General features: G+C 62.7%; 8 protein-coding genes, 1 tRNA gene and 1 pseudogene. 5 read left to right on the forward strand and 5 right to left on the reverse strand.

Features of this window, described 5'->3' with window-relative positions; all coding sequences use genetic code 11:
- Positions 1 to 106 precede the first annotated feature (106 nt).
- Positions 107 to 2809 (forward strand): aminopeptidase N, encoded by a 2703-nt coding sequence (gene pepN, locus P3T23_RS19535; RefSeq protein WP_429317793.1) that lies wholly within the window; start codon positions 107 to 109, stop codon positions 2807 to 2809.
- A gap of 135 nt (positions 2810 to 2944) precedes the next feature.
- Here pepN and metE read toward each other — a convergent pair whose 3' ends face one another.
- Positions 2945 to 5251: a 5-methyltetrahydropteroyltriglutamate--homocysteine S-methyltransferase gene (metE, locus tag P3T23_RS19540; protein WP_429317794.1), complete on the reverse strand. Its 2307-nt coding sequence runs from the start codon at positions 5249 to 5251 to the stop codon at positions 2945 to 2947.
- Between the two features lie 136 nt (positions 5252 to 5387).
- Between metE and P3T23_RS19545 the strand changes: the two genes are divergently transcribed.
- The 3 genes from P3T23_RS19545 (at position 5388) to P3T23_RS19555 (ending at position 7559) form a co-directional block, all read left to right on the forward strand.
- Positions 5388 to 6320 (forward strand): LysR family transcriptional regulator, encoded by a 933-nt coding sequence (locus P3T23_RS19545; RefSeq protein ID WP_429317795.1) that lies wholly within the window; start codon positions 5388 to 5390, stop codon positions 6318 to 6320.
- Positions 6321 to 6412: 92 nt separating this feature from the next.
- Positions 6413 to 7429, forward strand: a complete 1017-nt coding sequence (locus tag P3T23_RS19550) for a class 1 fructose-bisphosphatase (protein ID WP_429317796.1) — start codon at positions 6413 to 6415, stop codon at positions 7427 to 7429.
- A gap of 54 nt (positions 7430 to 7483) precedes the next feature.
- Positions 7484 to 7559, forward strand: a tRNA-Thr gene (locus P3T23_RS19555).
- Positions 7560 to 8191: 632 nt separating this feature from the next.
- Here P3T23_RS19555 and P3T23_RS19560 read toward each other — a convergent pair.
- Positions 8192 to 8404 carry a LysR substrate-binding domain-containing protein gene (locus P3T23_RS19560; protein ID WP_429317966.1) on the reverse strand — a complete coding sequence of 71 codons (213 nt, stop codon included), beginning with the start codon at positions 8402 to 8404 and terminating at the stop codon, positions 8192 to 8194.
- Positions 8386 to 8532: a hypothetical protein gene (locus tag P3T23_RS19565; RefSeq protein WP_429317797.1), complete on the reverse strand. Its 147-nt coding sequence runs from the start codon at positions 8530 to 8532 to the stop codon at positions 8386 to 8388. Before P3T23_RS19565 ends, P3T23_RS19560 begins: the two co-directional genes overlap by 19 nt.
- A gap of 240 nt (positions 8533 to 8772) precedes the next feature.
- Between P3T23_RS19565 and P3T23_RS19570 the strand changes: the two are divergent.
- A pseudogene (locus P3T23_RS19570) lies at positions 8773 to 10075 on the forward strand (epoxide hydrolase family protein).
- Between the two features lie 220 nt (positions 10076 to 10295).
- Here the strand turns inward: P3T23_RS19570 and P3T23_RS19575 are convergent.
- Together P3T23_RS19575 and P3T23_RS19580 are read right to left on the reverse strand one after the other, a co-directional pair.
- A complete protein-coding gene (locus P3T23_RS19575; protein ID WP_429317798.1) occupies positions 10296 to 13421 on the reverse strand; it encodes an efflux RND transporter permease subunit in 3126 nt (1041 codons plus the stop codon).
- Positions 13418 to 14539, reverse strand: a complete 1122-nt coding sequence (locus tag P3T23_RS19580; RefSeq protein ID WP_429317799.1) for an efflux RND transporter periplasmic adaptor subunit — start codon at positions 14537 to 14539, stop codon at positions 13418 to 13420. The genes P3T23_RS19575 and P3T23_RS19580 overlap by 4 nt, the downstream gene beginning before the upstream one ends.
- Between the last annotated feature and the right edge of the window lie 57 nt (positions 14540 to 14596).

The raw sequence follows: 14596 nt of genomic DNA on the forward strand, positions 1-14596 counted from the left end.
GTTCGCCCGCACGAAGCGGCAAGGCTTTGTACAATGGCCCGACAGGCTCGTCCGGCGCACCCTGCGCGCGAGGCGGCCACCCTGCACTCTCCACACCCAAACCACCATGTCCGACACCGCTACGCCTGCCGTGATCCGCCGCGCCGACTACGCACCGCCCGCCTTCCTGATCGACACCGTCGCGCTCGAGTTCGATCTCGTCCCGGAACGCACGACGGTCCGGAACACGATGCGCGTGCGCCGCAATCCCGACGCCGCCCGCACGCCGCACCTGGAACTGATGGGCGAGCAGCTGGAGTTCGTCAGCGCGACGATCGACGGCACGCCGCATGCCGCCGCGCATCCGCATGAGCACGGTCTCACGCTCGACAATGTGCCGGATGCGTTCGAACTGACGCTCGTCTCCGTCTGCAATCCGGCGGAGAACACGACGCTGTCGGGACTGTATGTGTCGAGCGGCAATTTCTTCACGCAGTGCGAGGCCGAGGGCTTTCGCCGCATCACGTATTTCCTCGACCGGCCCGACGTCATGGCCACCTATACGATGACGCTCACCGCAGACAAGGCGGCCTGGCCGGTGCTGCTGTCGAACGGCAACCTGATCGAAGAAGGCGAGTTGCCGGACGGCCGCCACTATGCACGCTGGGAAGATCCGTTCAGGAAACCGAGCTATCTGTTCGCGCTGGTCGCGGGCAAGCTGGTCGCGCTTGAGGAGCGCGTGAAGACCGGCTCCGGCAAGGAAAAGCTGCTGCAGGTGTGGGTCGAGCCGCACGATCTCGACAAGACCCGCCACGCGATGGATTCGCTGATCCACTCGATCCGCTGGGATGAGAAACGCTTCGGGCTCGAACTCGACCTGGACCGTTTCATGATCGTCGCGGTCAGCGACTTCAACATGGGCGCGATGGAGAACAAGGGGCTCAACATCTTCAACACGAAGTACGTGCTGGCGAACCCCGAAACGGCGACCGATAACGACTTCGCGAACATCGAGGCGGTGGTCGGCCACGAGTATTTCCACAACTGGACCGGCAATCGCGTGACCTGCCGCGACTGGTTCCAGCTGAGCCTGAAAGAAGGCCTGACAGTATTCCGCGATCAGGAGTTTTCAGCCGACATGGCCGGTGGCCAGCTCAACGGCAGCGATGAAGCCGCCCGCGCGACCAAGCGCATCGAGGACGTGCGCGTGCTGCGCCAGATGCAGTTCGCCGAAGACGCAGGCCCGATGGCGCACCCGGTCCGCCCGGAAAGCTACGTAGAGATCAACAACTTCTACACGATGACTGTCTACGAGAAAGGCTCGGAAGTGGTGCGGATGTATCAGACGCTGTTCGGCCGCGACGGCTTCCGGCGCGGCATGGATCTGTACTTCAAGCGTCACGATGGCCAGGCAGTGACCTGCGACGACTTCCGCAATGCGCTCGCCGATGCAAACGGCCGCGACCTCGCGCAGTTCGAGCGCTGGTACAGCCAGGCCGGCACGCCCCGCGTGACGGTGAAAACCGCGTGGGACCCCGCACAGCGCAGCTATAGCGTCACGCTCACGCAGGGTTACGGCGAAGGTTCGCCCACCGCACGCGAAACGCAAGAGGGGCCGCTCCTGATTCCGTTCGCGATCGGCCTGATTGGCCACGACGGCACGGACCTGCCGCTTCGCCTCGAAGGTGAAGCCGCTGCGGCGCAGGGCACGACGCGCGTCCTCGAGTTCACCCAGACCGAACAGACCTTCACGTTCGTCGACGTCGCGGAACGGCCGCTGCCATCGCTGCTGCGCAATTTCTCGGCGCCGGTGATCGTCGAGTACGACTATACGAACGACGAGCTCGCCTTCCTGCTCGCGCACGACAGCGATCCGTTCAACCGTTGGGAAGCCGGTCAACGCCTGGCGACCCGCGAACTGATGACGCTAGCGTCGCGTGCCGCGACGGACGCTGCACTGCAAATCGACGATGCGGTTGTCGCTGCCTTCTCGCGCGTGCTGACGGACGAATCGCTGTCGCCGGCGTTCCGCGAACTTGCGCTGATGCTGCCGTCGGAGGCGTATCTCGCCGAGCAGATGGCCGAATCGAATCCGGCTGCGGTACACAGCGCACGACAGTTCGTCCGCAAGCGCCTCGCCAGCGCGTTGCACCGCGAATGGCTTGCGATCTACGACAAACACCAGACACCCGGCACGTATGAAGCGACGCCGGACGCCGCCGGTCATCGCGCGCTGAAGAATCTCGCGCTGTCCTATCTCGCCGAGCTGGATAGTCCCGACGATGCCGTGCGCCTCGCCAACGCCCAATACGACGCAGCCGACAACATGACCGACCGGTCGGCGGCGCTGGCGGCGCTGCTGACGACCTCCGCGGCAGGCGGCGGTGCGCTCGCGCAGGCTGCGCTCGAAGACTTCTACCGACGCTTCGAGAAGGAACCGCTCGTCATCGACAAATGGTTCGCGTTGCAGGCCACGCAGCGCGGCAGTGCGCAGCGCCCGGTGATCGACATCGTGCGCGGGCTGATGACGCATCCGGCGTTCAACCTGAAGAATCCGAATCGCGCGCGCTCGCTGATCTTCAGCTTCTGCGCGGCGAACCCGGCGCAATTCCATGCCGAAGACGGCTCGGGATACCGGTTCTGGGCGGAACAGGTGATTGCCCTCGACGCGATCAATCCGCAGGTCGCGGCGCGCCTCGCGCGGTCGCTGGAACTGTGGCGCCGCTTCACGCCGGCCTTGCGCGACGGCATGCGCTCCGCGCTGGAAGCGGTTGCGGCACAGGCGAAATCGCGCGACGTGCGTGAGATTGTGGAGAAGGCGCTGGCCTGACGGGCTGTTTTTCCTGGGCACATGAAAAGCCGGCACGCGTTGCCGGTTTTTTTTCGTCCGTTTGATTGGGTCCGGCCGCCGCGCAGCCACACGCGCGGCCGCCCTCGCGGCGGCCGCGATCGACCGCACCCTCCGTCAAGCCGCGACGCAGGCCCTGAACTTCAGCGCGAGCGCCGCGCGCGCTTTCTTCGCCGCCTCGACCATTGACGTGAGCGCTGGGCCTACCTGCTGCCAGTCGCGCGTCTTCAGACCGCAGTCCGGATTCACCCACAGCCGCTCCGCAGGAATCCGCTCCAGCGCGAGACCGATCAGCCCGGCCATTTCATCGGCGCCCGGCACGCGGGGGGAATGGATGTCATAGACACCGGGGCCGATCTCATTCGGATATTCGAAGGTCTCGAAAGCCGCGAGCAGTTCCATGTTCGAGCGGGTCGTCTCGATGGAGATCACGTCGGCATCGAGCGCGGCGATCGAAGGCAGGATGTCGCCGAATTCCGAATAGCACATATGAGTGTGAATCTGCGTATCGTCCGCGACGCCCGATACGGCCACCTTGAATGCGCGGACGGCCCAGTCCAGGTAATGTGCGCGGTCGCGCGCCTTCAGCGGCAAGCCTTCGCGCAGCGCCGGTTCGTCCATCTGGATCATGCCGATCTGCGCCGCTTCGAGCGCAAGCGTTTCCTGCCGCAGCGCCAGTGCGATCTGCAACGCGGTCTGCGCACGCGGCTGGTCGTCACGCACGAATGACCATTGCAGCATCGTCACCGGGCCGGTCAGCATGCCTTTCACCGGCTTGTCGGTGAGCGACTGTGCGTAGGTCGCCCAACCGACCGTCATCGGCTCCGGCATGTACACGTCACCGTAGATCAATGGCGGCTTCACGCAGCGCGAACCATAGCTCTGAACCCAGCCGTTCCCGGTGATCGCGAAGCCCCATAAAAGCTCGCCGAAATATTCGACCATGTCGTTGCGCTCGGCCTCGCCATGCACCAGGACGTCGAGACCATACGCGAGCTGCTGGTCGACAGCGAAACGGACATGCGCGCGCATCGCTTCGAGGTAGTCCAGGTGGCTCAACCCGCCTTGCCGGTGAGCGGCGCGCGCCGTTCGTATTTCCGCGGTCTGCGGGAACGAACCGATCGTCGTGGTCGGCAGAAGCGGCAGATTGAAGCGCGCGCGCTGGGTTGCCGCGCGTGTTACGTACGGCGAGCGACGCGTCGCATCGGCGTCGGTCAACGCTTCTACGCGGCGCTTCACGAGCGGATTGTGGATGCGGACCGACGTGCGTCGGCTCGCACAGGCTGCACGGGCATCGTCGAACTCAGCGGCTACCGACGCGCGTCCGCGCGTCAATGCATCCCGCAGCAGCGCCACTTCGCGCACCTTTTGCACGGCAAACGCGAGCCATGCGCGCAGTTCGGCGTCGAGCTTCGCTTCGCTCGCGAGGTCGACCGGTGTGTGCAGCAGCGAGCAGCTCGTCCCCAGCCAGAGCCTCGGGCCCAGTTGCTGATGCGCCGCCGTCAGTCGAGCCAGCGAGGCGTCCAGATCGTTGCGCCACACGTTGCGACCATCGACGATCCCGCACGACAACACCTTGTCGCCGGGAAACGCGTCGAGGAACGCGTCCAGCTGCGACGGCGCGCGCACCAGGTCGATATGCACCCCGGCCACCGGCAGCGATTTCAGCAGCGTGGCGTGTTCGCTGACGTCGTCGAAATACGTCGTGAGCATCAGCTTCGGCGCGTGCGGCACCAGCGCGTCATACGTAGCCGGCGCGGCGTCGCGCCATGCGTCAGGCAGATCGAGCGCGAAGATTGGCTCGTCGATCTGCACCCATTCGACGCCCTCCTCCCGCAGCCGCGCAAGCAGCGCCTGATAGGCCGGCAACAGCGCCGGCAGCAGCGCGAGCCGGTCAGCGAGACCATCGCGCTCCTTGCCGATCCATAACAGCGTCAGCGGTCCCACCAGCGCCACCTTCGCGTCGTGGCCAGCGGCCTGCGCCTCGCTCACCTCGTCGAAGAGCCATGACACGCCCGCGCCGAAGTGCGTCGACGGCGAATACTCAGGGACAAGGTAGTGATAGTTCGTATCAAACCACTTGGTCATTTCCATCGCTGGCTGCGCCGCCGTGCCGCGCGCCATCGCGAAATACTGCGCGAGCGTCAGTTCGGCCGCGTCGAAACCGAAGCGCTGCGGCAGTGCGCCGACATGCGCAAGCGTGGTCAGCACATGGTCGTACCACGCGAAATCGCCGACGGTGACGAACGTCAACCCGGCTTCACGTTGTGCGCGCCAGTGCGCGGCACGCAGCGCGCGGCCGGTTTCGCGCAGCGCGTGTTCGCCGTCCGCGGTCGGGCCTTCGCGCCAGTAGCGCTCCAGGGCGAATTTCAGTTCACGATGCGCGCCGATGCGCGGGAAACCCAGAATGTGTGCGGTGCTCATGGCCGTGTCGGATGGTTCGTTCGCAGAAGTCAGTGAATGAGCGCCAGTATCGAATTCGACTGAATATTATTCAAACGAAAGTTTTTCTGATTTATCATTAATTTTTTTCAACATCACGCCAATCTGGCGGCCCGTCATGATCCGCTCGCCCCTGGAACTCAGGCATCTGCAAACGCTGATCGCGCTGCGCGACACCGGCAATCTGTCGCGCGCCGCGCAGTTTCTGTGTCTGACGCAGTCCGCGCTATCGCACCAGTTGAAGGCGCTCGAAGCGCATTTCGGCATGCCGCTGTTCGTGCGCAAATCGGCGCCGCTCGCGTTCACGCCAGGCGGCAAGCGGCTGCTGGCGCTGGCGGAAGGCGTCGTGCCGGCGATCGAAGAAGCCGAACGCGACGTCGCGCGGCTTGCGCAGGGCAAGGGCGGGACGTTGCGGATCGCCGTGGAATGTCACACCTGCTTCGACTGGCTGATGCCCGCCATGGACTCCTTTCGCCAGCGGTGGCCCGAGATCGAACTCGATATCGTGTCCGGCTTCCATGCGGACCCGATCGGCCTGCTGCATCAGGACCGCGCCGACCTGGCGATCGTGGCGGAGGCCGACCCTGACGAAGCCGTCGACCATCATCCGTTATTCCGTTTCCAGATCGTCGGGCTCGTCGCCAACGATCACCCGCTCGCGCACAAACCCGCGCTCGAAGCCGACGATTTCCGCGACGAGACGCTGATCACCTACCCCGTGCCCGACGATATGCTCGACATCGTCCGCCAGGTACTGAAGCCCGCGGGTATCGAGCCGAAGCGGCGCACTTCCGAACTGACGGTTGCGATCCTGCAGCTGGTTGCGAGCCGGCGCGGCGTGGCTGCGCTGCCGCTGTGGGCCGTCGCGACCTATCTCGACAAACGCTACGTGACGCCACGCCCGGTGCACGCGGCCGACGGCGCGCCGCTCGCAGGCGAACTGTATGCGGCGACCTTGCCCGCGTTCTCCACACGCCCGTATGCGGCCGATTTCGTGTCGATCATGCGCGAAACCAGTCTGCTGAACCTCCCGCAGATCGAGCTGCTGTGAAGCAAAATCGCGCTGTCATTTGAAAACCACAAAGCCGACAGGGGCGAGCAGGTAAAATCGGGGCATTCCTACGCCTCTCCCGGAGTACAGCAATGTCTTTGCAACGTCGTACCACTCTTACGAAGTACCTGATCGAGCAGCAACGCGAAAACAATAATCTGCCGGCCGATCTGCGTCTGTTGATCGAGGTCGTTGCGCGGGCGTGCAAGTCGATCAGTTACCACGTCAGCAAGGGCGCGCTTGGCGAGGCGCTCGGCACCGCTGGCAGCGAGAACGTGCAGGGCGAAGTGCAGAAGAACCTCGACATCCTGTCGAACGAAATCCTGCTCGATGCGAACGAATGGGGCGGCAACCTCGCCGCCATGGCATCGGAGGAAATGGAAACGTTCTTCCCGATTCCGAGCAACTATCCGAAGGGCGAATACCTGCTGGTGTTCGATCCGCTCGATGGCTCGTCGAACATCGACGTGAATGTGTCGATCGGCACGATCTTCTCGGTGCTGCGCTGCCCGGACGGCCAGCAGCCGACCGAACAGTCCTTCCTGCAACCCGGCACGCAGCAGGTCGCGGCGGGCTATGCGGTGTACGGTCCGCAAACGGTGCTCGTGCTGACCACCGGCAATGGCGTGAACTGCTTCACGCTCGATCGCGAACTCGGCTCGTGGGTGCTCACGCAAAGCGACCTGCGCATTCCTGTGGAAACGCGTGAGTACGCCATCAACGCGTCGAATGCGCGGCACTGGTATCCGCCGGTCCAGCAGTACGTGAGCGAACTGAATGCCGGCAACGACGGCCCGCGCCAGCAGGACTTCAACATGCGCTGGATCGCGTCGATGGTGGCTGACGTGCACCGTATCCTGAACCGCGGCGGCATCTTCATGTACCCGGCCGACAAGCGCACGCCAGACAAGCCAGGCAAGCTGCGCCTGATGTACGAAGCGAATCCGATGGCCTTCATCGTCGAACAGGCCGGGGGCGCTGCGACCAACGGCGAGAAGCGTATTCTCGACGTCAGGCCGAAGAGCCTGCACGAACGTGTCGCGGTGTTCCTCGGTTCGAAGAACGAGGTCGATCGCGTGACCCGCTACCATCTCGAAACAAAAAGTTGACCGAGGGGCTTGTCAAACCGGTAATTTAGTCCCTATAATCTCGTTTCTCCGGTTGCCGGAATAGCTCAGACGGTAGAGCAGCGCATTCGTAATGCGAAGGTCGGGGGTTCGATTCCTCTTTCCGGCACCAACAGATTCAAGCACTTAGCCCAGTCCTCGCGACTGGGCTTTTTGCTTTCTGGAATCCGTGTAGGCGCTGGTGTACGCATTTTTCAGCAGGTCGGACGTATCGCGCGACCCGATGAATTTTTGCTCGCGGCACCACGCGGCCTATAGCCGGTGCTGGCTGCATAGGGACATTCGCGCGCGCACGATACGACGGATTACCTTACGGTCGAATGATGCCGCGAGCCGGTTCGACGCCAGAAGCGCTGCGAAGTGCCATCAAGGGCCGTTTGCGATCCCGTGCCCAAAGAAGAACACCCGCATGTTCAAGAGCGTTGCCGTCGCCGTCGCGCTATCCGCTTCTTGTTGCGCTTACGCGCGTCCAGTCCCATCCACAGCCAATCATCCCAGCGCGAGCGGTTCGGCCGTTACGGTTACGGGTGTTGCCGCGATTGAGCAATCTCCAGACCAACTTCCAGAGGTTCCCGACTATTCGCTCTGTAGCAAGCTCGGAACACCCGCTACGTTGCCGGTCGGAGATTCGTTTGAGACTCGCAAAGTAAGACCGCCGCGCGACACCGAAGCGGAACTGACGATGTTTGGGCGGAGTTTCACCCGATAACCGGCCATTCGGAACGGCCGGGTTCGCGACGACGCCTACGTTGCCCGATCGAACTTGTGTGCAAACCGCTGCGTCGCCCATTCGATGAAGACGCGCAAGCGCTGGCTCATGTGTCTGTCTGGCGGATACACGAGGAACAAGGGGTGTGGATCCGGCTGCCACGCCGACAATACTGGTACAAGCTCGCCACGAGCGATCGCGTCTTTCACAGCAGACGAGAAGGTCTGAATCACACCGAGGCCGGCCAGCGCAGCCGCGACATGTGCATTACTTTGCTCACTGTGGCGAGCGGCATGTCGAGCGAGTAGGCGGCACGCGTAAATGCGCCCGCTTCGACAACGCGGGCAAACACGCGGATGGCAAGCAGTTGGTCCACGTCAATTATCCACCCACGTAGATAAAGTTATCGAGTTTAGCCACTTTATTCAACATTCTTCCAGTTTGTACAGTGGCTCCGGCACGAGCAATGGCGCGACATTGAAGCGGCACGGTGCCGTCTTGGCGTCATAGATCAGTTCTGAACTGATTGATCCAAATTGGAATATCGACTTCTCGTGATTTTTCCCAGCTCTACAAGGCCAGGAATTTCGCCCCATCAAACGTATTGAGGTTTCCCATGACATCATCCTCGTCCGACGCTTCGAGATCACCTGGCATGGACTTAATGCGCCGCAAAGTGCTTCGAGCTACCGCGTGGCTTGGCGCGCTGGGCCTTGGAACCGGCCTGGCTGCGGTACGAGAAGCAGAGGCGAAAGCGACAGATATTGTGCTTCCGCCCACCTCAGAAGCCGTAACGCCGTTCCAGGTCGCCATTCCAGCTGCCGCGCTCCAAGACCTTAAGGTACGACTCGCAGCAACGCGCTTTCCCGAGAAGGAGACTGTCGGCGACTGGTCCGAAGGAGTGCCGCTGGCGAAGATGAAAGCGCTCGTGCAGTATTGGCGATCCGGCTACGATATGCGCCGTATCGAACGGCGGCTGAATAGCGTTCCTCAATACCGGACCCAGATCGACGGTCTTGGCATTCATTTCCTACATGTGCGGTCGAAACATCAGAACGCGTTGCCGATCATCCTTACCCATGGGTGGCCAGGCTCCGTTATAGAGTTCCTCAAAGTTATCGAGCCGCTAACGGATCCCACAGCATACGGCGGCACACCCGATGATGCTTTCCATGTCGTCGCACCGTCGCTGCCAGGGTATGGATTTTCTGACAAGCCGACTGAGCGCGGGTGGGGCTTGCCTCATATTGCGAAAGCTTGGGCCGTGCTAAATGAATCGATTGGGCTATACAAGCTGGGTTGCGCAAGGTGGAGACTGGGGTGCGGGAGTCACTACATGGATGGCTAAGCAGCATGTGGAGGGACTAAAGGCTATCCACCTGAACCTTCCCATTCTGTTTCCACCACCCCTCGAAGGAGAACCGACCGCCGAAGAAAAGGCCGCTATCGCTAAACTTACAGCGTTCGCCAATAACGGCATCGGATATTCAAAGCTACAGGCCACAAGACCGCAGACGATTGGCTATAGCCTTTCGGATTCGCCGGCCGGTCAAGCTGCGTGGATATATGAGAAGTTCGCCCAATGGAGCGACACCAACAATGAGCCAGAACGAGAGCTTTCGCGCGATGAGATGCTCGATAACATCGCGCTTTATTGGTTTGCTAATACAGGAGCCTCCTCCGCGCGCCTTTACTTTGAAAGTTACGCGACGGACTTTTCGCGGCAGCAACTTGATATCCCCGTCGGCGTGTCCGTCTTTCCCGGTGAGATCTCGCGACCACCCAGAATTTGGGGCGAGCGTACCTACTCAAAGCTCTTCTACTGGAATGAAGTTGCGAAAGGTGGGCATTTCGCCGCCTTCGAGCAGCCGGACCTCTTCGTCGCCGAATTGCGCGCTTGCTTTAGCCGACTGCGCTGAAGGGGAGCAAGCACTTAGCACGGCGCTTCCGGTGGCTATGACGATCAGGAAAGCTCGGTCGCAAGGCCGGGCGCAAGAGGGACACACCATCATGAGACTGGAATCGGCCGATTACGTTGAGAAACTCGGTCACCGTCGCTTTCGTGAGGTTTTGAGGGGTCGCTCTATCCTTAGTCGATGCTCGCGAGCGGCTTATGGGCCGGCAGGCGGGCTGCGCGCCTCAGCTCTGCGCTCGCGTCTCACGCACCGGCTCGAAAGCGATATCACCTTCGCGCCGATCGCGTTCGATCCGGTGGGCGAGACGGTCGAACCACAAGTACACCACCGGCGTCGTGAAAAGCGTCAGCATCTGCGAAAGCACAAGACCGCCGACGATCGCAATGCCCAGCGGCACGCGCAATTCCGCACCTGCGCCATGACCCAGTGCCAGCGGCAATGCACCGAACAGCGCGGCAAGCGTCGTCATCATGATGGGACGAAAGCGCAGCACGCACGCCTGACGGATCGCTGCGGTGGGCGAAAGCCCCTGCTCGCGCTCCGCCACCAGCGCAAAGTCGATCATCATGATGGCGTTCTTCTTGACAATACCGATCAGCAAGATGATCCCGATCATGCCCATGATCGACAGATCCTGGCGGAACAACATCAGCGCGCACAGCGCACCCACGCCAGCCGACGGTAGAGTGGAGATGATCGTGAGCGGATGAATCGGGCTTTCATAAAGGATGCCCAGCACCAGATACACGACCACGAGTGCCGCAAGGATCAGGTAAGGTTCGCTTTGCAGCGATGCCTGGAATGCCTGCGCGGTGCCCTGGAACGTGCCGCTCAGCGAGTCCGGCTTGCCGGCTGCGGCTTCGGCCGCGCGAATCGCCGTAACCGCGTTGCCGAGCGATTGTCCTGGCGCGAGATTGAACGAGATCGTCACTGCCGGGAACAATCCCTGGTGGTTCACGGCAATCGGCGACACGTTGTTCTCGATGCTCACGAGCACGTTCAACGGGACGAGTTCATTCGTCAGCGGTGAGCGCACATAGAGATGCGCCAGCGCATCGGGCGTCAACTGAAACTTCGGATCAACCTCTTCGACTACGTGGTACTGATTCAGCTGCGTGAAGAGCGTCGCGATCTGGCGCTGGCCGAACGCGTCGTAGAGCGTGTCGTCGATTGCCTGTGCGGTGATGCCGAAACGCGAGGCCGTGCTGCGATCGATCACCAGTGTCGCACTCGTCGCCGACGCCTGCTGGTCCGACGTCACGTCGGTCAGTTCAGGGAGGCTGGCCAGGCGCGTCGCGAGTACCTGCGCCCAGTGGCCCAGTTCCTGCACATCCGGGTCCTGCAGCGTGTACTGGTATTGTGCGGCGCTGATCCGTCCACCGACCTGAATGTCCTGGCGCACCTGCATCGATAGCGTAATCCCCATTACCGTCGCCAGCTTCGGCCTCAGACGGTTGAGCACCTGCGCGGCGCTCGCCGTACGTTGATTGAACGGTTTCAGGTTGATCATCATGCGGCCCTGGCTCACGGTCGGATTCGCGCCGATCCAGTAGTAGACGTTGTCCACCGCCGGGTCGGCTTCGACGATTTGGCCGAGCTGCTGCATTTTCGCCGCCATCGATTCCGGCGAGATATCTGGCGCGGCCTGCGCGACACCCTGGATCAACCCCGAGTCCTCTTGCGGGAAGAAGCCCTTCGGGATCAGGACAAACAGCGCGCAGGTCGCGATCACGGTCGCAATCGTCACACCCAGCATCGTCTTCTGGTGGCGCAGCACCCAGTCGAGCCCGTGTTCATAACGCTGTTCCATCGCGACGAAGGCGCTCTCCAGCCAGCGTTCGAGCTTGCCCGGCCGCCCGCGGTTCGTAGCCGGCGTGCGGATCAGCCAACCGCACAGCATCGGCGTGACGCTCAGCGAGACCAGTGCCGACATCACAATGGCCGCACTCACCGTCACCGCGAACTCACGGAACAGGCGGCCGACGATCCCGCCCATCATCAGAATCGGAATGAACACGGCGATCAGCGAAATCGTCATCGAAACGATTGTGAAGCGCACCTCGCGTGCGCCGAGCAACGCGGCGCGCACGCGCGGCACGCCCTCCTCGATGTGGCGCATCACGTTCTCGATCACGACAATCGCGTCGTCGACGACGAAGCCAACGGCGATAGTCAGCCCCATCAGCGACAGATTGTCGAGGCTGTAACCAAGCAGGTACATGACGCCGAACGTTGCGACCAGCGAGAGCGGGATCGTGAGGCTCGGAATCACTGTTGCCCAGACGTTGCGCAGAAACGAAAAAATTACCATCACGACAAGCGCGATCGTCAGTATCAGCGTGAACTGCACGTCATGCACCGACGCGTTGATCGTCTGTGTTCGGTCGCCGACCACGTGGACATGGGCCGCCGCGGGCAGCGACGCCTCCAGCGCAGGCAAATGGGCTGTGATGTTGTGGATGGTCTCGACGACGTTGTAGCCGGGCTGCTTGTGGATGTCGACAATGATTGCGCGCTCGTGCTGCAGCCACGCGGCCTGCTGTGTGTCTTCGGCGGCGTCGACCACGGTGCCGAGGTCCTGCAGGCGGATCGGCGCGCCATTCTTGTACGCAACGGCGAGGTCGCGATAGCCAGCTGCCGTCGTGATCTGGTCGGTCGCGTTGAACACCACCGAGCGGTCCGGGCCGTTCAGACTGCCCTTCGGTGCGTTGACGGTCTGCACGCCGACGATCGAGCGCACATCCTCCAGCGTCAGACCGCGCGCGGCGAGTTTGTCTGGATCGACACGGATACGCACTGCAGGGCGCTGTTGTCCGTGGAAATCGACGAGGCCGACGCCCGGCATCTGTGAGATCTGCTGCGCGAGAAAGTCTTCGGCGTAGCTGTCGAGCTGCGTCAGCGTGAGCGACGGCGAAGTCAGGGCGAGCGACAGCAGCGTGAAATCGGCTGGATTGACCTTCTCGTAAGTCGGCGGATTCGGCAGGTTCTTTGGCAACGTGCCGCCGGCCGCGTTGATCGCGGTCTGCACGTCCTGAGCCGCGCTGTTGATGTCGCGCGACAGATCGAACTGGATCGCAATGGACGTCGTGCCGAGCGAACTCGACGATGTCATCTGCGTGATGCCAGATATGTTCGACAGCTGCCGTTCCAGCGGTGTGGCCACCGAGGTCGCCATCGTGTCCGCGCTTGCGCCGGGCAGTTTCGCAATGACCTGGATGGTCGGAAAATCCACTTGCGGCAATGGCGCAACGGGCAACAGAAAATACGCCACGATACCGCTCAGCAGCACCGCAATCGCGAGAAAGGTCGTCGCGACACGCCGCCGGATGAACAATTCGAGGAGGCTCATGATGGAGCGTCCATATTCGTCGTGGGCGCGGCAGCGGATGCCTGCGCGTTCGCACTGACGATCGTCGCCGCGACCCGCACACCTGGATTCAGGCGGCTCTGCCCGTCGAACACGATCAGGTCGCCCGCCTTGATGCCGCTCTTGATCTCCGTCATGCCGTCGACGCTCACACCTGTCTGCACCGCTCTCATCTCCACCTTGTCGTCCGGCGCCAGCACGAACAGTTGCGTTCCGGCCTGCGTATTGACGACAGCGCGGCTCGGCACAGCGACGCGCTGAAGGTCCGTCTGCACCAGCACGCGGGCATTGACCAGTTCCCCCGGCCACAGCTTGCGGTCCGTGTTCGCGAACGATGCCTTCAGCTTGATCTGGCCGGTAGTCGGATCGACCTGGCTGTCGATGAAGACAAGCGATCCCTGCGCGAGCGCCTCGCCGTCGGTACGCGTCGTGACGCTCACCGGCAGCGGCGCCTTCGCCTGATTCGCAAGCAGGTCCGGCAGCACGTCCTGCGGCACGGAGAACAGTACGTCGATCGGCTCCATCTGCGTCACCGTGACGACGCCGGTGGTATCGGTGGGGTGGACGATCGCGCCGATATCGGCCTCACGGGCGCCCACCCGGCCAGTTAACGGCGCAGTCAGCGTCGTGAAGCCGAGCTGGAGACGGTCGCTCTGCACCAGCGCGGCATCGGCAGCCACTGTCGCGGCCAGCGCCTTGACTTGCGCCCTTGCCGTATCGACGCTCTGCGACGTCGCCGCGCCGATGCCGACGAGCTTCGAAAAGCGCGCGAGGTCGAGTTGCGCGTTCTCGAGGCTCGCCTGGTCCTTGCGCTGCGCCGCCTCAGCCTGCCGCAACTGCGCGGTAAGCGGCCCCTGGTCGAGTTGCGCGAGCAGTTGCCCGAACTCCACGTCCTGTCCTTCGCTGAAGGCGACGTGCTGCAACTGGCCGTCCACGCGCACTTTTACATCGACGGTGTTGAGCGCCTGCACGGTGCCAACCGCGGCCACCCGGATCGGAAAGTCGGCGACGACCGCATGGCCGGCATTCACCGGGACGGCAGCTATCGCTGCGCTGGCGGAGTGCCTTGGCCACTGCCACCACGCCAGCAGAGCGAGCATGACCACGAGTCCTGCCATGATGGGAAGGGGCAACCGGCGACGGCGCCGGGGCCGCTG

The sequence above is a fragment of the Paraburkholderia sp. GAS448 genome, assembly GCF_050435685.1.
GTDB lineage: Bacteria > Pseudomonadota > Gammaproteobacteria > Burkholderiales > Burkholderiaceae > Paraburkholderia.